Origin of the sequence: Vibrio sp. SCSIO 43155, assembly GCF_023716605.1 — a bacterium.
In the GTDB taxonomy this organism is placed as follows: Bacteria; Pseudomonadota; Gammaproteobacteria; order Enterobacterales; family Vibrionaceae; genus Vibrio; species Vibrio harveyi.
In genome coordinates this window covers 507,333-527,779 of record NZ_CP071853.1, presented here as the reverse complement: position 1 = coordinate 527,779, position 20,447 = coordinate 507,333, and the positions used below count along the sequence as shown (strand labels likewise).

Genomic DNA, 20,447 nt, shown 5'->3' with positions numbered 1-20,447 from the left:
ATTCTCCTTGCATAACTTTCGAGCAGTTGCCGAAAAGTCGATAAATAATCACTATATTGCAAGGAAAATCAAATGAGCAAAAAACTGACTACAGCAGCAGGTTGCCCTGTCGCCCATAACCAAAACGTTATGACTGCTGGTCCTCGTGGCCCTCAACTATTACAAGACGTTTGGTTCCTTGAAAAATTAGCGCACTTTGACCGCGAAGTGATCCCAGAGCGTCGTATGCACGCAAAAGGCTCTGGTGCTTACGGTACGTTCACTGTAACGCACGACATTACAAAATACACTCGCGCGAAAATCTTCTCTGACATCGGTAAAAAAACAGAACTATTCGCTCGCTTCACGACCGTAGCTGGTGAGCGCGGTGCAGCAGATGCAGAGCGCGATATCCGTGGTTTCGCACTAAAATTCTACACTGAAGAAGGTAACTGGGACTTGGTTGGTAACAACACACCAGTATTCTTCCTACGTGACCCGCTAAAATTCCCAGACCTAAACCACGCAGTAAAACGCGACCCTCGCACTAACATGCGTAGCTCTACCAACAACTGGGATTTCTGGACATCACTGCCAGAAGCATTCCACCAAGTGACTATCGTAATGAGCGACCGTGGTATCCCAGCTTCTTACCGTCACATGCATGGTTTTGGTAGCCACACATTCAGCTTTATCAACGCAGAAAACGAGCGTTACTGGGTGAAATTCCATTTCAAAACTCAGCAAGGCATCAAAAACCTAACTGACCAAGAAGCAGAATCGATCGTCGGTAAAGACCGCGAAAGCCATCACCGTGACCTTTACGAAGCGATTGAGCGTCAAGACTTCCCTAAATGGAAGATGTACGTACAGATCATGCCTGAGCTAGAAGCGGATGAAGTCAACTTCAACCCATTCGACCTAACAAAAGTGTGGTCTCAAAAAGACTACCCACTGCTCCCAGTTGGTGAGTTTGAACTGAACCGTAACCCAGAAAACTTCTACGCAGAAGTTGAGCAGTCAGCGTTCAACCCAGCAGCAGTAGTCCCTGGTATCAGCTTCTCTCCAGATAAGATGCTACAAGGTCGTCTGTTCGCTTACGGCGATGCTCAACGTTACCGCCTAGGTGTGAACCACCATCAAATCCCTGTGAACGCACCTCGTTGCCCTGTTCACAGCTACCACCGCGATGGCGCAATGCGCGTTGATGGCAACTTTGGTTCAACACTGGGTTACGAGCCAAACTACAAACAAGAATGGGCAGAGCAACCAGATTATTCTGAGCCACCTCTACGCATCAATGGTAACGCTGATCACTACGATCACCGTGTAGACGAAGACTACTTCAGCCAAGCGGGTGACCTATTCCGTCTGATGAACGAAGAGCAACGTCAAACTCTGTTCGACAACACAGCTCGCGCAATGGACGGTGTGCCAGAGTTCATCCAACAGCGCCACGTTCAACACGCATACCAAGCGGACGAAGCGTACGGCAAAGGTCTTGAGATTGCACTAGGCTTAAACAAGTAAGCGAACGCTGTAATCATCACACTGTGTGATTAAAAGACATAAAAAAGGAGGTGCTCTACAGCACCTCCTGATTTCAAATCACTAATCCTTAATCACAGGTCACTAATCACAACCATACTCAAGGAGATTCATTATGATTAACTTAGATTTCTTTAAGCTCTTTGATACCAAAGAACTGTTTATCTATTACTGATTCATCAACTACTGATTTTTAGCGACCGCTTTGATCAGTACTGATGTATCCATGCGACCTAAGCCATCACGCTGAAGGTCTGCGTATTGCTCATCCACTTTCTTCGTCAGTGGAAGTTCTAGACCCACTCGCTCTGCTTCTTGCAGACAGAAACCCAAGTCTTTGCGCATCCAATCAATAGCGAAGCCAAAATCGAACTTATCTTCCGCCATCGTATTTGCGCGGTTTTCCATCTGCCATGAACCTGCAGCGCCGTGCTTCAACGTTTCTACAACTTGAGCGATGTCCAAGCCTGATTTTTGTGCCAACAGCAAAGCTTCACTCAAACCTTGTAAAACGCCACCAATACAAATTTGGTTTACCATCTTACAGCGTTGACCCTGACCGTTTTCACCCAGTAGTGTCATCTGCTTCGCGTACACATCCATCACTGGAGACACACGGTCAAAAATGCTTTGTTCACCACCACACATGATGGTTAGGACACCATTTTCTGCGCCTGCTTGACCACCAGAAACTGGCGCATCAATGAAGTGATTGCCGTATTTAACACACGCTTCAGCCAGTTCTACCGCTAGATCTGCAGAAGTCGTCGTGTGGTCCACTAACACTGCATCCGCTTTCAAGCCGACCAGAATGCCTTCTTCACCGTAAACAACGCTACGAACGTCATCATCATTACCCACACAGGTAAAAACGATGTCACAGCCTTCTGCCGCTTCACGTGGTGTTTCACAAGCCACGCCTTGGTATTCTTCAGCCCACTTGTCAGCTTTCGCCTTTGTGCGGTTGTATACTTTGGTTTCATAGCCCGCTTTACTTAGGTAACCAGCCATTGGGTATCCCATCACACCCAGACCAATAAATGCTACTCTTAGTTTTTCCATTGCAAGCCTCCTTGAATTCGAAATAAGTGACGTTTTGAAACTATTACTATTTGAAACAGTTAATATTTGAAACATGTTACTAAAGATTTCAGAACATTACTTGCAATAATTTCGTCTTAAATAAGCGCAACAAACTCAATCAACGGCGAAGCTACCAAAAGTGACAATAAAAGCGTCACAATAGACGGAATCGCATCTTTCCAAGTATCAAAACGAAAATGGAAAAACATCGCACCAACTGAGGTGAAAACAATAAAACTTGCACCTATCGCACTTAACAAGTTGTTCGCCGATAACAAGCCAATTAACATCAAAATTGCTCCCGTAGCCTCAATCATTCCAACCAAAAACATAGCGGCACGGTTCAATTCATATTTATGAAAGAAAGCAAGCTGTGGCTCAAAAATCGGCTTCACCCAACCGATGATTTTGATCGAACTGGCAAACAAGAAAAACGCGATTAACAACCCTTGAATCAACACCATAATTTTAACTCCCGAACAGATAATGGAAGTATTAAAGCATTCCACTTAAAACTTAAGGAGAGTAGTATTTAGCTACTTATCATTCCAAACAGGAATGCATCATGGATAAATTTGATTGTTTGAAAGTCTTTTCTCGTGTCGCTCAGTTAGGTTCATTTACCTCGGCCGCCAATGAGCTCAATACCACTCAGAGCGCGGTGAGCAAGAAGATCGCTTGGCTTGAGAGTGAAGTCGGCATCACCTTGTTTCATCGTCATGCTCGCGCTATCAGCTTAACTTCTGGTGGAAAGCAATATCTCGAGCTGGCGCAGACACTCACAGAACAAATGGATTCCTTCGAGTCGCAGCTTAGACAAGAACAAGCGTCGGTCTCTGGCGAGCTCAAGCTTTCAGTGCCGAGTGCGTTTAGCGTTCGCTTGTTATCTGCGCCACTGAATGAGTTTCTCAACCAACATCCAGAGCTTAGCGTTGATGTGTCGGTTTCGGACAAGTTTGTCGATTTAGTTGAAGGCAATGTTGATATCGCGATTCGTGCCGCCTACCTAAAAGACTCGGGTTTAAAAGCGCGTTGGTTGATGGATAACGAATTGGTTTACTTCGCCTCTCCAAGTTACATAGACAAGCGCGACCCTATTCTTAGTGCTAACGATTTGAGTACGCACTGCTGCTTAACCTACTCACTCTCCAATCCGTCTAACTTGTGGCGTTTTAGCGATGGTGATGAAGCCATTAAAATCAAAGTGAAAGAGCAGGTTCGAAGTGACAGTCCTGAGATGCTGGTGCAAATGGCAAAGCTTGGGCAAGGCATCGCTGCAATGCCAAAATGGATGGTAGAACAAGAGCTTAACAACGGTGAACTGATTCAAGTACTAACGCAATATCAATCAGTTAAGCTACCAATGTACTTGGTTTACAAAGATAGTGAGTACCAACCTCAGCGCATTCGCACTTTTATTGATTTCTTAGTGCAGCACTTTTCGCAGGCATAAAAAAGCTCCATCAAAAATGATGGAGCTAACGAGCAGATAGCCTTAGTTGGGATTATCCCCAAGTGACTTCAAGATGCAGTATTCAGAGCTTGGTCACTGACTCGAGTTCGAGGAAAACATCGCAGCGTAATAGTGATCTATTTCCAAGATGTTTGACAAAGAAATCGCTTCAGTGACAAGCTCCCGAAGGGCGAGTTGATTTGGTTTGCATACTTTGTTGACGATTTTTGATTTAGCACCCTAGAACTTCAAATCGTCGCCTCGCCTGAAAACCAAATCATTCTCGCTGAACCATGCATATCGAGGTTACTTGGGGATATGTACTTAAGGGATTCTTTTCGCCTGCAACAGTGCTGCTGCATTGAGCATCGCGTCTTTAGTGCTGACATCCAGCACCTTCATTTTTCTGAATCGTTCTGGCTCTTTGATGGCGACATCGTGAGCGAAGATTACAAACCTCGCCTTGGCGATATCTTTGTCAGTGATTCGGTTAATGATGCCGTTCGCACCTTGCGTTTCGACCTTGATCTTAATGCCTAACGCACAGGCGGCTTTCTCTAGTGACTTCGCAGCTAAGAAGGTGTGCGCCACACCTGATGGACAAGACGTCACAGCAAGAATGTCTGCTTCGCCCTCGCCTTGCACAGATGTATAAGCTTGAGATTGACCGACTGAGCTATCGTCTTCCGTTACCGTCTTCTTAAGCGCGATAACAATCAGTGCTGTAGTAAGCGAGCCTGCAACTGTGCCAACTATGTAGCCAATCTTGCCGTCCACAACTGGCAGCACAATCCAGCCGCCCCACGGAGCATGGTTAATGACATGGAACATAAACCCAATCACGTTACCGACGATACCACCAGCAACAATCGCAGGCAGTACGCGAGCTGGGTCACCCGCCGCAAACGGAATTGCTCCTTCGCTGATGCCAATCATACCCATGATGCCCGCGGCTTTACCCGCTTCACGTTCATCACGTTTAAACTTACTTGGCGATAGAAAAGTTGCTAACGCCATACCCAAAGGCGGGGTACAAATCGCGATACCGACACCACCCATCAACCACGGCTGAGTATTCACTTGAGTCTGAGCAAACAAAGTCGCCACTTTGTTGATAGGACCGCCCATATCAAACGCCGTCATTGCACCCAGCACGGTGCCCAACATCACTTTGCCTGAGCCCGCCATACCCGTGAGCACATCGTTCATGGTTGTCATTGCGCTGGCGATCGGTGAGCCGATCACCCACATCACAGCGCCACAGGTGACAAACGTACCAACCAGTGGGTAGATAAAAATCGAGCCGAGGGAGCTCATGCTGTCCGGCAATTGAATCTTCTTCAGTAGCCAAACCACAAAGCCGGCGAAAAATCCGACGACAATCGCGCCCAAGAAGCCAGTGTTGTAATGACTAACCGCAATCCAAGATCCAATCATTCCCGGAGCAAGACCAGGCTTATCAGCGATCGAATAGGCAATGTAACCACCTAATACCGCGGTAAATAGTGTCAGACCAGCAATACCCATTTTGGCGATATCAGCCAGAATGCCTTCTTTCGGAACCCCACCATGACCTGAGATCATCACAGAGAGAGATAGCAATACACCGCCCGCGACAATAAACGGGATCATATGTGAAGTGCCGAACAGCAAGTGCTCTTTCATTCTGCTCAGCTTTTGTGCCCAAGGGCTAAGGGGTTCAGATGCGAATTCCAGAGGATCTAAACCTGAGTCGTTTGCGTTCGACTGAATGTCAGTGAGTAGTTCGTGCGCTTCATCCACTGACTTCGCCGCTTTTAACTTATTGACGAAACCATCTTCAATGATTTTAGTGGAGATTTGTGCCAAGACTTCGATGTGGTGATGATCATCCCCATCTGGAGAAGCCAGCATGAAAAATACGTCAGACAGTTCGCCATCATCAGCACCGTAATCAATCCCTTTGCGGCTGATGCCCACTGCAACTGCGGGTTTTGCGACCGCATTGCTTTTGGCGTGAGGAATGGCAATACCCTCGTCAAAGCCGGTATTGCCAATCTCTTCTCGTTTCCAAATGTCCGCCAAGAACTGACTTTTGCTAGTGAGCTTGCCCGCCGCGTCCAACAATTCGACGAGCTCTTTGAGCGCTTCATCTTTGGTTTGAGCCTGCAAATCCAAGCAAATGGTTTCCGGCTCAATAAGGTTTAATATGTCCATTGTTTGTACCTTGCAATGTTCACGCTCGTGAGTCATGAGTTATTTGTTCCATCTATGACTGTGTACAGAGTAACCAACACTTTCTCTTTTCAATACAGGATAAAAAGTGCATTAACTGGATTAATGTAACATGAGATTTAAACTGTGATAGAGCTCTTGCGATTATCTGCTTTAAATCCATTCTTTCGTCGACCACTATGCTAAAATCCACAAAAAATAAAATGGATAGAACATGAAAATCGTAGCGGTGACAGCGTGCCCTACAGGCATCGCTCATACTTATATGGCGGCAGATGCTCTAATGAAAGCTGCGCCTAAGCATAACGTACAAATTAAGGTCGAGACGCAAGGTGCGATGGGTATTGAGAATCAGCTCACTCCCCACGACATTGCACAGGCGGATCGTGTCTTAATTGTGTCCGATATTGAGATTGAACAACCAGCCCGCTTTGAAGGCACCAACAAAGTCCAAATCCCAATTGAAGATGTGTTACTCAATGTCGATAAAGTGTTCCTCGTGCACTGTCGATGATACGCTGTGCTGATGAACGAATACCAAATCACCTTTTTTGTCGACGATATTAATGCCAGTGCTCACGTAGCGCAGCCCCTCAATCGCGTCGCCAAAAAGTTCAAAAGCACCATACACATCATAAACATAACGCAAAACCGCATCGCTGAACTCACCAAGTCAGTCGCGGTTTTGCAGGTCGGCTTGCAGCAAGGCGACCTGTGCCAAATCACTGCCATCGGTATTGATGCCGAGCTTGCCTGTTTCGTTATCAAAGACATCATTGCTGAGAACTTTACCGTTGTGGGCTCCCACATTAATTACGAGTTCTCAAGCCAACTTGCAGAGCGACTTCCCCAGATTTGTCCTCCGTGTGAAATCCAATGGCATTACGCCAAAGCGCACACTGAGCTCACCAAATTTGAGTGCTTGAAAGGGCTAGCTCAGCTTATTCATCCGATTCACCCAGACGAACTCATTCTCGCCTTTATCAAACGCGAAGAACGATCTTCAACCGCAGTAACACCAGGCATTGCCCTGCCCCATGTTATGTTCGAAGGTGTGGACCACATTTCTGTCGCGGTTATCGCGAACGAGATTCCAATGGATTGGGCATCCAAAATGGGTGAAGTGCATCTTGCTATAGCATTAGTAATGCCAGCGAAACCTACACGCGAGCACATCATCGCGGCAACCAACTTAACTCGTAACCTGCTGACCGACCAAATGGCTGAGCGTTTACTGCTAACAAAAAGCAGCGTCGACTTGCAGGCGCTTCTGATGTACGCCATGTCGAGGCTGCTCGCTTAATCTTTACTGTTTTGATTTCTGTTCTAGATTGAACCGCGATATTCCGTCGGCGTTCTGCCCGTGCGGTTCTTAAAGACTCGGCAGAAGTAGTTCACATCTTTAAATCCACAGCGCACCGATACCTCATTCAACTTAAAGTTGTATTTCTTGAGCATAAACTTCGCTCGGTCTACCCGTACCCACGTAATGTAATCGGCTAACGTCATGTGACCTTGCTGACGGAACAAACGCGACAAATGGTTAGAAGAGATGCTGAACCTCGACGCAATACTGTCACGTGTGATTGGGCGGTGAAAGTTCTCTTGGATGTAGATACAAATGCCCTGATACAGATCTTGCACTCGACTGTGCGCCTGCGTCTCAATAGGTGCATCTAACATCGACTTAGCGTATTGCAACAAGGCTTGCAGTAACAACTCATCCATTGGCTTTTTATTGCACTCACGAGCCAATGAACTCAGCGCTTCCAAGATATTATCAATGGCAAATCCAGAACGAGTTTGAATACTGTGTTTTTGAATATCGTAAAAGCTCGCTTCCCCTTTACGTTTGGACACGAGACTCAAACCCAATTGACGGCGACCAAAGAGAATACTTAATACCGAGCAATCTGTATCCCAGTCAGGTTTATTCCAACAGTTAGGCGGAATAAATATCGCATCACCGGTTTTCGCCACGATATGCGTCACTTTGCGATCATGACTTTCCATTTCATTAATATATTCACCAGATAAGACCAATTCTAATCGAGGGAAGTTAACCTGATAGCTAAATTCAGGGGGTGTATGAAAATCACCAGCAAACCATATATTGTGGAATGGTTCTCGCTCGTTTAATACTGATGAAATCAAATCATGAAAAATCATTTTACGTACTCTTAAACACGCATCCATGATGCTATACCTATAGATATACACCCTACTGGATTTTTGTGCTATTGAGCAAAATCACACTTCCATTTTAAGGTTACAAAAATCTAGTTAACGCATCAATTCTCCAGTCTATCAAATCATCAACAAAGCCTTTGAACCCTTATATATGGGAGCAATAACACATTTAACTTATGGTTCACCGACTTCCACATAATGTCACAGATATGCAGTAAGTTTATCCAGTAGACGATCTACATCACACTCTAGTCGGGCGGTTACAATCGTCCAGTAAATGCATTTTTTCTTCACTACTGTCTCTGCTTGGTTAATTTCAAAATACCCCTGAAATAAAAATTATATTTATAGGGGTTCGACAATGATCACCAAACTAATAAATGAAGACTTGATTAAGCTTGATCTTCAAGCGACTTCAAAAGAAGACGTATTTAAAGAACTGGTTGCAGTTCTACACGCCCAAGGTCGTATTTCAGACCAAGAGCAATTTCTTGCAGATATAAAAGCACGTGAAGAATTAGGTAACACCGGATTTGAGGATGGCGTTGCTATCCCACACGCGAAAAGTGCCGCGGTTCTTGAACCAGCGGTTGTGATCGGCGTAAGCAAATCAGGTATCGAATACGGCGCAGAAGACGGTTTGCCTTCAAAACTGTTCTTCATGATCGCTTCTCCAGACGGTGGCGATAACCACCATATCGAAGTTCTTGCAGAGCTGTCTTCAAAACTGATTGAAGATGGTTTCATTGATGCGTTCTTAGGTGCAGCAAACAGCCAAGACGCACTGGCACTTCTACTTGCTAAAGAAGAGCCTCAAGCAGTGACAGACGCACCAGCAAACCAAGGTTTCATCATTGGTGTTACTGGTTGTCCTGCGGGCGTTGCGCACACTTACCTAGCGGCAGAAGCGCTAGAGAAAGGTGCAGCGGCGATGGGTTACGAAATCAAGGTTGAAACGAACGGTTCAATCGGTGTGAAAAACAGCCCAACCGCAGAAGAAATCGAGCGTGCAGACGCAATCATCGTGGCATGTGACAAACAAGTCGATATGAACCGCTTTGCGGGCAAACGCGTGGTTAAAACTAACGTAAAAGCCCCTATCCGCGATGCTCAAGGTCTGATTAACGAAGCGTTAAGCGCTCCAGAATACCAAGCAGAAGCAAGCAGCAATGCACAAGCGTCTGTTGCAAACAAAGCCTCTCAGGCTCGCTCGGACCTTTACCGCTACTTGATGAACGGTGTATCACACATGATCCCATTCGTTGTAACGGGTGGTCTGTTGATTGCACTTGCTCTTGCAGTCGGTGGTCAGCCAAGTGAAGCGGGCATGGCAATTCCTGAAGGCAGCATGTGGAACCAAATCCTCAACGTAGGTGTGGTTGCCTTTACGCTGATGATCCCAATCCTTGCTGGTTACATTGCTTACGCGATTGCTGACCGTCCGGCTCTGGCTCCTGGCTTGATCGGTGGTTGGATTGCAAACAACGGTTCTTTCTACGGCGCAGACGCTGGTACAGGCTTTATCGGTGCCATCATCGCTGGTCTGCTTGTGGGTTACTTCGTGAAGTGGATTACGTCGATTAACTACCACAAATTCATTCAACCTTTGGTGCCAATCATGATTGCGCCAATCACAGGTTCGTTGTTCATCGCTGGTCTTTTCATCTTCGTTATCGGTGCACCAATCGCAAGTCTAATGGACGGTCTGACTGCGCTACTAACAAGCATGAGTACAGGTAACGTCGTTCTACTAGGCATCGTACTTGGTGGTATGGCTGGCTTCGATATGGGTGGTCCATTCAACAAGGTCGCATTCCTATTCTCTGTGGGCATGATTGCGAGCGGTCAAACTCAATTTATGGGTGCGATGGCGTGTGCAATCCCTGTTGCACCTCTAGGCATGGCACTGGCAACAGCGCTTGGTCGTAAGTTCGACCTGTTCGAAGAATCAGAAACTGAAGCGGGTAAAGCAGCAGGTGCTATGGGTCTGGTTGGTATCTCTGAGGGTGCGATTCCGTTCGCAGCGCAAGATCCAATGTCAGTGATTCCAGCAAACGTACTTGGCTCAATGGTGGCGGCAGTAATGGCGTTCTCATTCGGCATTACTAACAGTGTTGCTCACGGCGGTCCAGTTGTCGCTCTACTTGGCGCGATGAACCACCCAGTACTTGCTCTGATTTGTATGGCAGCTGGCGCAGTGGTTACCGCAGTAACGTGTGTAACTCTGAAGAAAGTTCGTAAAGCAAAAATGATGCAAGCAGCCGCTTAATCATCCCCTACCCCCAAATGGCTCCTATGGCTTGGGCAGTGTCGCCCAAGCCATGATTTTCTCTCATGGTGACACTCTATGTCTGATTTAACGATGTCCGATACACAAACGATTCAAACTCAAGCTAAGCATCCGATGTTTTTCCTGATGAACAACGTGATTCAAAACTACGCTTGGGGCAGTACTACTTCTGTTAACCAACTGTTTGGCATTGAAAACCCAACGGGCGAACCACAAGCAGAAGTATGGATGGGCGCGCATCCAAACGGTTGCTCATTGGTGATGGTAAACGGTGAGGAGACCAAACTCTCTTCACTGATTGCTCAAGACATTAATGCCTTTCTGAGTGAAGAAGTCGCAAACCGTTTTGGTGAACTTCCATACCTGTTTAAAGTGCTTGCCGCTGAGAAAGCGCTGTCGATTCAGGTTCACCCAAACAAACAGCAAGCAGAATTAGGCTTTGCACTGGAAGAAAAACAAGGCATTCCCCTAACCGCTGCAAACCGTAACTACAAAGATCCAAACCACAAACCTGAGTTGGTTTACGCGCTAACCGAATACCAAGCGATGAATGGCTTCCGCCCAACAAGTGAAATCATCAGCTTCTTCTCTGAGTTGGCGATTCCTGAGCTGCAAGGCTTAGTGGATGACCTTATCGCAAACCAAACGCCAACTGGCTTGGCGACTTTCTTCTCGGGTCTACTATCACTAGAAGGCGAACAGAAAGAGATGGCGCTGACGGTGCTATTGGCTCAAGCTCGCATCACCGACTTACCTCTGTTCAACCTTATTCTTGAGCTAGAGAAGCAATACCCTGGCGATATTGGTTTGTTTGCACCACTGATGCTTAATGTGATTACCCTACAACCGGGTGATGCCATGTTCTTGGATGCAGAAACGCCACACGCTTACTTAAAAGGTACAGGTCTTGAGATCATGGCGAACTCAGACAACGTACTGCGCGCAGGTCTGACACCAAAATACATGGACGTGAAAGAGCTTGTTGCATGTACACGCTTCAATGAGAAGCCATTCGACAGCCTATTGCTTGCACCGACTGAAATCGACGATATGTTGGAATACCCAATTCCTGTGGACGATTTCAAATTCGCCATCGTTAAACAAGCTCACCAGCGTACTCTAGAAGTTCAAACCGCTGAGATCCTTATGCCTCTGGACACCAAACTTGTGCTAACTCACGCAAACGGCGAAACATGCGTAATTGAAAAAGGACAATCTGTTTTCATTCCGGCTTACGCAAAACAGGTTACTTTGGATTGTGAAGGTCGTGTCGCACGCGCTTACAGTTAATCGTTATTATTAATAGTACGCCACTAAAACCAACGCCTCGCCACTCGCGGGGCGTTTTGCTTTTAACCCTAGTCTTTTTAACCTTAGTAAAGCAATGGTTAATTAAGCACTATAGTCTTGATCCAAAACAGAAAAATTTCCCTACAAAACCAAGAAACTGTGTAAGACTTATTGAGTAGCCCTGTTTATAAAGGTGGCAAGATGACTCATAGAAACGCTCGCTCTCTTCATGCCATTATCGGCGCACTCGTCGGTGATGCAGCATCTCTCGGATTTCATTGGCTTTACGATCAAGAACTCATCAGGCAGTTTGGTTCTCCGCATCCGGAATTTCATCAACCGAATCGAACTGAATACCATGACAAAGGTTATTTTGCCCACGGTAGCAAGCAAGTCGGTGACCTCACCCACTATGGCGCGCAGCTTGTTGCCATGTTAGACGCTCTGGTTCAAACCGGACACTACGACGAGGCGCGTTACATTCGCTCCTTTCGAGAATGGTTTGATTTTGGTGGTAAATGGCAGGGCTATACAGACAAACCGACTAAGCAAACACTGCTCAACATTCATGAGTTGGAAGCCAAAGAACTGCGTGTGACCCTATGTGGGGCTGACGACACGCAAAACCCTGCATTATCTAAGCTTCCGCCTTTGGTGGCTTTTCATTCCGATGATGACAAACTCGCTAAACTGGTCGATTCCGCCGTGCGGGTTACCAATAACAACGACACCGCAGTTATGTACGCCCAAGCTGTCGCAGTGATGATTCAGATGGCATTGCAAGGCGCTGCGCCCAAAGCGTGTGTAATGGCAGCTCAGACGGTTTCTCCAAAGATTGCCAGCGATATTCAACGTGCAGAGGCGATGAGCGGCAGAAGCGCCACCAGCGTTGCGGAGTCCGTTGGGATGCATTGCGGTTTAGACGCTTCATTTGTGGTGATTTGTCATTTGTTGATGAATTCAGAAAGCTACGAAACCACCATGCGTGAGAACATTTACTGTGGCGGCGATTCAAGTGGACGAGCTATTCCGCTCGGTGCCATTCTTGGGGCAAGTTACTACGACACACCAATGTCGATTCCAAATCATTGGATGGATCAAACCGCGCTACCTCGCCGTTTACTACAGTGTTTATAACCCTTTTCAACCAGCGAAAAGAACAGAACCCAAACTCTGGTCTTTTCGTTGGTGATGATTTGAATCTCGCCTGACAGAAATAATCCTCGAAATCTTTGCGCTATCCACCTACATTGAAGATAAAGCAAATCAAAGAGATAGCCTATGGACCTTAACTTGTTAAAAACGTTTGATGCGGTCATGAAGTCAAAAAGCGTCAACGATGCCGCTACCGCGTTAAACATCACTGCGCCCGCCGTGAGTCACGCACTCAACAAGTTAAGAGATCAATACCAAGATCCCCTCTTTGTTCGTCAAGGTAGAGGCATCGTCCCGACGAATTTTGCGATTGAGCTACATGCAGAAATCAAAGAGCCTTTAAGTCTATTGATCAACGGTTCGAAATCTCGTCAAGAATTCACGCCAGAAACCAGCCAACGCACCTTTCGAATCTCTAGCCATAAAGATATCGATTTAATGCTCGTGCCAGCCTTAGCGAAATACAAATCCCAGCATGCGCCCTTGGTTTCTATTGAAGCGGATGTGGAACACTTGAACGAACAAGACCGTCAAGACGATTTAAGACGCCGACGCGTGGACGTGATTCTTGCTACCGTGCCTTTAACGGATCATGGTTATCACAATGAATTGTTGTTTGAACAAGAACTTATGGTGACAGTGAGCCAAGATCACCCTCGTATTCAGGACGCACTCACGTACGACGACTTCATGCGTGAGTCTCATGTGACTTGGCGAACTCAGCGACTCAATACCAATGCTTTAGACTCTTTGATCATTGAAGATACGCTGCCACCAAGGCAAGTGGCATATTCGACAGGTTCGAGCATGACAGCGCTACAGTTAGTGTCTCAAACCGATTGGATATGCGTCACCTCGCGTTGGTTCTCTGACAACTTGGCGAACACCCTCGGATTAAACGCTTTCCCTCTGCCTTTTGAAGCCAATAAGGTGCCTATTTACATGACTTGGCACCAATCACAAAAGAGCGACAAAGGGCATGAATGGCTGAGGAATGCAATTAAACAGGCGGTCGCTCAATCCATTGACTAACAGACAAATAATCACGAACATCCATAGAACAAGGGCGAAGCCTGCTGCTTCGCCCTTGTTGCTATTAGCCTTCGAATAACCAGTTTTGCCAACTCTGCATTCTCAGGATCACTTTACGTACGATACTGAACATTTCCCATTTCGGTGAGTACACCGCAACATGTGCATCTGTGCCGGATGGCAATGGCATGTCTTTTACCAAGTCTGGATTATCCAATTCCACTTTCACTAAGATTCGGCCACCAGCAGGAATTTGCTCTGGGTACTTCATATTCCCTGATGGTGATACCGCGCCCTGAGCAAAAATGTCATTCACTTGTGTCACATGCGCCTTGTATGCATGACCGGGAATGGTATTGAAGGTCACTTCCGCCGGATAACCGACTTTCACATATCGTGCTGGCGCTTGTTTAAATGCAGCAAACAACTGTTTGTCTTCTTTATGGACGAAGGTCAGGTTGCCTTGAAACGGCACAATGCGACTCTTCATCCCCGGACGCAGCGCCACTTGCGTGACATAGCCATCCGTTGGTGCGGTAACGGTGGTTTTGCCTAGTTTAAACTCAGCAACAGCTAACTCTGATTGATATTTGCTCTTATTTGCCTTTTGTTCCAGCAATTGGTTCTCAATATCGTCCACTTTCTCTTGAGAAGAATACCCCTTACGCCCTAACTTTTGGTATCTTTCCAGCTCCGCCTGATAGAAATCAATCGCTGATTCGGTACGACTGATATCACCTTGAATACGGCTCACTTTATCTTTGAACGGTGTATCGTCAATTTGATAGAGAGGGTCACCCGCTTTCACTTGTTGGTTTCCTTGCACATACACTTGAGTAACTATACCTTCTACCTGAGAAGTGATTGGTGTCGTCACACTGTACAAACGCGCCATGCGAGAAACGGGTTGATACATTGCCATATAGAGAAAAATCCATCCCACGATGAACATGCCAATAACGGATGCCGTGGTGAGTGTCCACTTGGTTTTAGGTACACGAAATACTCGAAATACGATAACGCACAGCGCTACGTAACTTAGGATGATAAGAGTTTCCATTATTCGTCCCCTCTCACTTGCTCAAGTTGATTGATACGAACCAGTAGTTGCTCATAATCTTGTTGAGATACCGAAGGCTTAGCACCTAACCAGTTTTGCTTCTCTCCGTCGTACATGGCTGCCCATATCCAAAGAAACGGCCAAATCACATGAAGAAAGAACAAGCTCACCCAACCGGCAATATGAATCGCATCGGCATGGGGATGGTTGCGCTTTTTTGCAATTTCGTAGGGGATATCATGTAGGGCTATCAATCCAAAAATCAGAATTAACAGCACCACAAATAAGATCGCCAGAGAGGCGTAGTCCAACATTAAATTCATTGTGGAAGCTCCTAGTTTAAGACGCTCTAGACGTTTAAGACGATCTAAACAATACTAAAACGTAACTGAATGATGACTTTCCTTAAGCTTGTCGCTCCGTCGCAATGAAGAAATTGTAGGATGAGGCTTACATCAGGACTATTGATTCCTATTTAAATGACAGTTTAGTGATATTTAATTGTCCATAAAATCATCAGGTTAGACCTCTATTCCCATTCAAATCCTGAATAATTTCAGAATAAGCAGAACAAGATCGAATCTAGCTTTCTACAGGCAGAAAAAAAGCGATACCAATATTGATATCGCTTTGGATAAGGTTGCAAGACCAGTAAATAATCCGAAAAAATCGATTGGACCCCTCCATCTCTCTAAACGGGTATTAATAACCCGGCACAAGCAACAAACCTAAATCACTTTTTCATCTGGTTATTGACCCAAACAAGTGTCACCCATACGTGCAGGCGCAATCTGGTCCAGGACTTTGTTTAACGCTTTCCAATCACTCGCCATCTTATTTGCTTGTTCCTGTGTTAGTACTGCTCCATTTGCTGCAATACGGTCATGCTCTACTTTGGTATAGTGGAAGATTGTCATATCTACTGCTTTGTCATCTTTGTAGGCATTCTTCATATTGACGACGTTCTTCTCACTGTCATCAACAAACACAACGTCACTAAAGCTTTGATCTGTCTTATCTAAAATGTACTCAAGCATGGTGCCTTTGTTCATACCTGTGGTCATCATAATGCCATTGATGTAGCTCAGCGGGCGCTTGGGATTATCGATATAGATAGGCAGTGCGTCTGAACCTTTCTCTTTAAGCGCAGTGCGTGTCATATCAAATTGATTACGCATCATTTCACGCTCTGTGGCGTAACGATAATTTGGAGAACGAGACGTTAGAGCCATCACCGTTAGACCGTCATCTTGCCAGCCGCGCAACATCGCAGGCACGCCATTTTCGATGGTTTTCATCGGTACTAGCTCGTACAGCATGCCGATAGAGTCTTGAAAAAGACAATCGACTTTATCGCCATCTTTCGGCTTCACATCCAATTTACCGCGTTGCCATTGGTACCAAATATCGCCCCCAATATCGGAAGTCGAAGTCAGCAAAGTATTGTCGATATCAACCACGATCAGTGGATTTTTCCCTGCTTCTTTCAGCTGATTTACTTTAGCCGCAACATCGTTAAAGTTGTTGGTATCTTTGACCTCCACATCTGCCATTGCGTTAGTTGCGAATGCCAGTGCGCAAAATAGAGCCACTTTTTTTAGCATCATAGTATTTCCTTAAGTTGATTCTTTCCGAATAACTCGAGCTTTTCAATATTAATTACGTTATAACATAACAAAAATATCGTAACTTTTTGTTACATTCCAACTATATAATTGATATCCATCACATAAATGAGAGCACGGTTTCGTTTTAACGCTCTTCTCGTCGGAGTTCTGTGTACGCAAACCATTATTCAACATCATTTGTAATCGTCGTAAAGTAAGAGACAAAAAAGAGCAGAGACGAATCTCTGCTCTTTTGCCTACGCTTAATGCATAGTGTGATAGTAAACGCTTCTTCCCGACAAATTAGCGCTGTATTCACTTCTGTATGCGTTATTTCTTCGCGTGGAACATCGCTTGCCCACTCTTATCTTTGTTCGACCAAAAATTGATGTTGAACTGAGCATCATCGCTCATCTCAATTCGGTGCCAATATTGCGGAGGACTGGTAGCAAACTGGCCTGCATTAATCACCACCACCAATTCTGCTTCTGTGGCATTTTCATCAGCAAAGCCGTAGTAAGTCACTTGCCCTTCCATGACACACAGCTGCCCAAACACACCCTCAGCGGTATTATGATGAGTCAGTAGCGCTGGTGGCACATTGTCTTTAGTGAAGAAAGGCGTTGAACGTTGAACAGTCCAGTCTTTAGGAATTCGTAAGTGCGACATAATGATACCCTCTCTAATTACAATTCTTTTCGTTTAAATCGGTTAAGCCTGACCTGCTTGAGACAACTCTCGAAGTAATGGAAATGCTTGGCTGACTTGTTCGCCCGTCACGACGAAGCCCTTGAGTCGGCTATTTTCATCTTCAGCCTTTGCGGCAATACCAGTTTGAGAAATCTGCACGCTCCAGTTCGTCACCGAACTAAAATCGCCCGCTAATTGAATTGGGTAGCTCGGCGTTTTCACCTTTACCATCATAGGTGGTAGTTTCAACTCTGCTTCTTGCCCCAGTAGCTGTTTGCCTAACACATTGGCACTTAGCACGATCGGTTGGAGATACGGCATCATTCGACCTTGGATCTCGGCGCAATCGCCTAATGCAAATACATTGGCTGCTGATGTCTGTAATCGAGCATCCACCTTGATGCCTTTATTGACGCACACCCCACAAGCCTTCGCTAACCAAGTGTTAGCACGTAAACCCGCCGCTGAAATCACTACATCGGCTTCGATTGCATTACCTTTGCTCACGCTTGCTACCAGCGAATCATCTGAGTGATTGATCGCGACAACCCCAGTCTCCAAAGCAAGTTGAATACCTTGCTGCCTAAGTTGGTTTTCGAGCGGTAATGCGACGAATTCAGGAATCAGGTTAGCGAGCAAACGGGGATTTGGCTCAACCACCGTAACCGCTTTACCACTGGTCGCGAGATCCATGGCAATCTCGACGCCGATCAACCCACCACCAATCACTAAAACACGTTTCGCACGGCTAATTTTCTCTTCTGCCAATTGGTATTCTTGGAGTGAGTTTAACGTGATCACCTCAGATGCCGCATTGCCTGACATCGGTGGCACAAAGGCTCTCGCACCTGTCGCAAATACCAATTTGGAGTAAGGATAGACTTGACCATTGACTACCACTTGCTGAGCTTGCACATCGACATGCTCAATCATGGTATGGGCAAATAACTCAATGTTGTGTTCCTGTGCAAACGCTTCTCCACTCTTAACCACTAGGTCCTGGGCGGTTTGCTTATTGCTAAATACATGACTCAAATCAGGCTTGTTGTATTCCGCGCCATCATCGGCAGTAAACACTTGTAGCGGATTATGTGCGTCCATTCGACGCACTGTTTTCACCAATTGGTAAGCCGCAAAGCCGCTACCAATAATCACAATAGGAGCTTGCATATTCGCCCCCTTACCCGTTGTATTCGACAAAAACGTCTTTACCCAAGTGGCATTCTGGGCACAAGAAGTAATCTGGCACTTCAGTCCAAGCCGTACCTGGTTCAACACCTTGATTAGGCTCACCTTTAGCTGGGTCGTAAACCCAATTGCAAACCGTACAAACCATGCATTGACAATCTGCAGGATGCGCCTCGGTACTAGGGTTACTAGGAGCAGCATCTACCACAGCTTGTGTTGCTACTTGTGCAGCGGGTTGTGATTGAACTTGTGGTGCAGACGCAGCAATCGCCGGAGAAATAACAGGACTTGTCAGGTCATGCTTTGCCCACAATTTCGCGATGTTTTGACCATGTTCGCGACATTCACGCATCGCTTTACCATCTGGTCGCCATTTGGTTTTCAAGCTCACCGCCGTTTCAAAGCCTGCGTCAGTCAATCGAGCATGGATACGATCCACCGCACCACCGTTCCAACCGTAGCTACCGAACGCAGCGGCTTTCTTCGCTTTAAAGCGCAGACCGGTAATTTCTTCTAGCATGCCTGCGATCTTCGGCATCATGACGTTATTCATGGTAGACGAACCAACCAAAATGCCTTTTGAGCGGAATACATTGGCGAGAATTTCATTCTTATCGTGCTTAGAGACATTAAAGACTTTGACCGCCACACCAGGGTCGACATCGTGAATGCCTTGCGCAATGGCATCGGCCATCATTCGAGTGTTGTTTGACATAGAATCGTAGAAAATCGTAATGCGATCTTCTTGATAATTGTCTGCCCACGCCAAGTATTGCTCGATGATTTGAACCGGATTATCGCGCCATACAATACCGTGTGACGTTGCGATCATGTCGACAGGCAAGTTGAAGCTCAGCACTTCTTTGATTTTAGCGGTTACCAAGCTGCTAAATGGCGTTAGGATGTTTGAGTAGTAACGCAAACACTGCTCCATCAATTCATTTTGGTCCACTTCATCATTGAACAGACGTTCATCGCAGTAGTGCTGACCAAATGCGTCGTTACTGAATAGCACCGCATCGCCCGTTAGGTATGTCATCATGCTGTCCGGCCAATGCAGCATTGGCGCTTCCACAAACACCAGTTGCTTGCCATTACCGATATCGATACTGTCGCCCGTTTTTACGGTTTTAAAGTTCCACTCGGGATGGTGGTGATGACCAACGATGGAGTCAATCGCCGCTTCTGTACAGTAAATTGGCGTGTTCGGAATCTTCTCCATCAATGCAGACAATGCGCCCGAGTGATCTTCTTCTGCATGGTTTACCACGATAAAGTCGATAGACTTAAGGTCGATTTCCATCTCTAAATTTTGGATGAATTGTTGACTGAATCGATGATCGACCGTATCAATCAGTACGGTTTTCTCTTCACGAATTAGATAACTGTTGTAGCTGGTACCTTTTGTCATTTTGTATTCTGTACCATGGAAGTCCTGAACTTCCCAATCGCGCTGACCTACCCAATGAATGTTGTTTTTTACGTGAATTGTCATAATTACTACCTTGAATGACGAAATAAATAAGAAGAACTGACTTTTATATTGCATCGGGCATGCCAACTTTTTACTTCCTTTATTTTCAACAAGTTAAAACAAAATCAACAATAAAGACTGTCATTAAGACACAGTTGAAAATTGTCATTAAGACACTACAATAGTCATATTGA

The 20,447-nt window shown here is 45.9% G+C and carries 18 protein-coding genes; 8 read left to right on the top strand and 10 right to left on the bottom strand.

All coding sequences use genetic code 11. From position 1 onward, the window contains the following. Positions 1-72 precede the first annotated feature (72 nt). Positions 73-1,509 (top strand): catalase KatE2, encoded by a 1,437-nt coding sequence (gene katE2 / locus J4N44_RS19475; protein WP_252045620.1) that lies wholly within the window; start codon positions 73-75, stop codon positions 1,507-1,509. A 201-nt stretch (positions 1,510-1,710) separates the two neighbouring features. Here the strand turns inward: katE2 and J4N44_RS19470 are convergent, their stop codons facing one another. Continuing rightward, a complete protein-coding gene (locus J4N44_RS19470; RefSeq protein ID WP_005451374.1) occupies positions 1,711-2,589 on the bottom strand; it encodes an NAD(P)-dependent oxidoreductase in 879 nt (292 codons plus the stop codon). 116 nt (positions 2,590-2,705) lie between these two features. After that, positions 2,706-3,074 carry a DoxX family protein gene (locus J4N44_RS19465; protein WP_017188669.1) on the bottom strand — a complete coding sequence of 123 codons (369 nt, stop codon included), beginning with the start codon at positions 3,072-3,074 and terminating at the stop codon, positions 2,706-2,708. A gap of 101 nt (positions 3,075-3,175) precedes the next feature. On the opposite strand from J4N44_RS19465, the gene J4N44_RS19460 reads away from it, so the two are divergent. Further along, a complete protein-coding gene (locus J4N44_RS19460; RefSeq protein ID WP_252045619.1) occupies positions 3,176-4,063 on the top strand; it encodes a LysR family transcriptional regulator in 888 nt (295 codons plus the stop codon). Positions 4,064-4,387: 324 nt separating this feature from the next. Here J4N44_RS19460 and J4N44_RS19455 read toward each other — a convergent pair whose 3' ends face one another. Next, positions 4,388-6,259 carry a fructose-specific PTS transporter subunit EIIC gene (locus J4N44_RS19455; RefSeq protein WP_009703564.1) on the bottom strand — a complete coding sequence of 624 codons (1,872 nt, stop codon included), beginning with the start codon at positions 6,257-6,259 and terminating at the stop codon, positions 4,388-4,390. 232 nt (positions 6,260-6,491) lie between these two features. On the opposite strand from J4N44_RS19455, the gene J4N44_RS19450 reads away from it, so the two are divergent. Together J4N44_RS19450 and J4N44_RS19445 are read left to right on the top strand one after the other, a co-directional pair. Next, positions 6,492-6,791, top strand: a complete 300-nt coding sequence (locus tag J4N44_RS19450) for a PTS fructose transporter subunit IIB (protein WP_005441202.1) — start codon at positions 6,492-6,494, stop codon at positions 6,789-6,791. A gap of 12 nt (positions 6,792-6,803) precedes the next feature. Then, positions 6,804-7,580, top strand: coding sequence for a PTS sugar transporter subunit IIA (locus tag J4N44_RS19445; RefSeq protein WP_005432062.1), 777 nt, complete (start codon positions 6,804-6,806; stop codon positions 7,578-7,580). A 23-nt stretch (positions 7,581-7,603) separates the two neighbouring features. Here J4N44_RS19445 and J4N44_RS19440 read toward each other — a convergent pair whose 3' ends face one another. Continuing rightward, complete coding sequence (locus J4N44_RS19440) at positions 7,604-8,446, bottom strand: helix-turn-helix transcriptional regulator (RefSeq protein ID WP_005451367.1); 843 nt, start codon at positions 8,444-8,446, stop codon at positions 7,604-7,606. Positions 8,447-8,828: 382 nt separating this feature from the next. Between J4N44_RS19440 and J4N44_RS19435 the strand changes: the two genes are divergently transcribed. From J4N44_RS19435 to J4N44_RS19420, 4 genes are all read left to right on the top strand, one after another. Next, positions 8,829-10,736, top strand: coding sequence for a PTS fructose transporter subunit IIABC (locus J4N44_RS19435; RefSeq protein ID WP_039975052.1), 1,908 nt, complete (start codon positions 8,829-8,831; stop codon positions 10,734-10,736). A gap of 78 nt (positions 10,737-10,814) precedes the next feature. Further along, entirely contained in the window at positions 10,815-12,047 is a 1,233-nt protein-coding gene (manA, locus tag J4N44_RS19430) for a mannose-6-phosphate isomerase, class I (protein WP_252045618.1), read from the top strand. Between the two features lie 201 nt (positions 12,048-12,248). After that, entirely contained in the window at positions 12,249-13,184 is a 936-nt protein-coding gene (locus tag J4N44_RS19425) for an ADP-ribosylglycohydrolase family protein (RefSeq protein WP_045457354.1), read from the top strand. 144 nt (positions 13,185-13,328) lie between these two features. After that, entirely contained in the window at positions 13,329-14,234 is a 906-nt protein-coding gene (locus tag J4N44_RS19420) for a LysR family transcriptional regulator (RefSeq protein ID WP_199450498.1), read from the top strand. Between the two features lie 64 nt (positions 14,235-14,298). Here the strand turns inward: J4N44_RS19420 and J4N44_RS19415 are convergent, their stop codons facing one another. The 6 genes from J4N44_RS19415 to norV all read right to left on the bottom strand — a co-directional run bounded on the left by J4N44_RS19415 (position 14,299) and on the right by norV (position 20,274). Further along, positions 14,299-15,294: an HlyD family secretion protein gene (locus tag J4N44_RS19415; RefSeq protein WP_047515197.1), complete on the bottom strand. Its 996-nt coding sequence runs from the start codon at positions 15,292-15,294 to the stop codon at positions 14,299-14,301. Then, the gene (locus tag J4N44_RS19410) at positions 15,294-15,617 is read right to left on the bottom strand and encodes a DUF3302 domain-containing protein (RefSeq protein WP_009697165.1); all 324 of its coding nucleotides are present in this window, start codon (positions 15,615-15,617) and stop codon (positions 15,294-15,296) included. The genes J4N44_RS19415 and J4N44_RS19410 overlap by 1 nt, the downstream gene beginning before the upstream one ends. Positions 15,618-16,043: 426 nt before the next feature. Next, positions 16,044-16,901 (bottom strand): DUF2608 domain-containing protein, encoded by an 858-nt coding sequence (locus tag J4N44_RS19405; RefSeq protein ID WP_252045617.1) that lies wholly within the window; start codon positions 16,899-16,901, stop codon positions 16,044-16,046. A gap of 330 nt (positions 16,902-17,231) precedes the next feature. Then, a complete protein-coding gene (locus J4N44_RS19400) occupies positions 17,232-17,570 on the bottom strand; it encodes a TehB family protein (protein WP_009697167.1) in 339 nt (112 codons plus the stop codon). Positions 17,571-17,612: 42 nt separating this feature from the next. Continuing rightward, on the bottom strand, positions 17,613-18,761 hold the full coding sequence (gene norW, locus J4N44_RS19395) for an NADH:flavorubredoxin reductase NorW (RefSeq protein WP_252045616.1): 1,149 nt from the start codon (positions 18,759-18,761) through the stop codon (positions 17,613-17,615). Between the two features lie 10 nt (positions 18,762-18,771). After that, on the bottom strand, positions 18,772-20,274 hold the full coding sequence (gene norV, locus J4N44_RS19390) for an anaerobic nitric oxide reductase flavorubredoxin (protein ID WP_017188657.1): 1,503 nt from the start codon (positions 20,272-20,274) through the stop codon (positions 18,772-18,774). Positions 20,275-20,447: the final 173 nt, after the last annotated feature.